1 pseudogene is annotated in these 256 nt (G+C 40.2%); it reads left to right on the forward strand.

Annotated features, from left to right (window positions below):
- A pseudogene (locus ACY2RS_RS15670) lies at positions 1-175 on the forward strand (porphobilinogen synthase); the annotation flags it as partial.
- Positions 176-256 lie beyond the last annotated feature (81 nt).

The following is a 256-nucleotide window of genomic DNA, read 5'->3' on the forward strand; positions in this document are numbered from 1 at the left end:
TCCTGTAGCAGTATATCAAGTGAGTGGAGAATATGCTATGCTAAATGCAGCAGCAGAGAAAGGATGGCTAGATCACGATGCCGTGATGATGGAACAATTGTTGAGCATTAAAAGAGCATGCGCACACATGATTGCAAGTTATTTTGCTAAAGACGCTGTTAAACTAATATCCTAAAACTATGAAAAGTTTCCTTTTTGCTAGTGTCCTAGCCATGATTACTTCCCTAAATGCAATTGCGCAGCAACCTGAAGCCAT

The sequence above is a fragment of the Patiriisocius sp. 208BN25-11 genome, assembly GCF_058147145.1.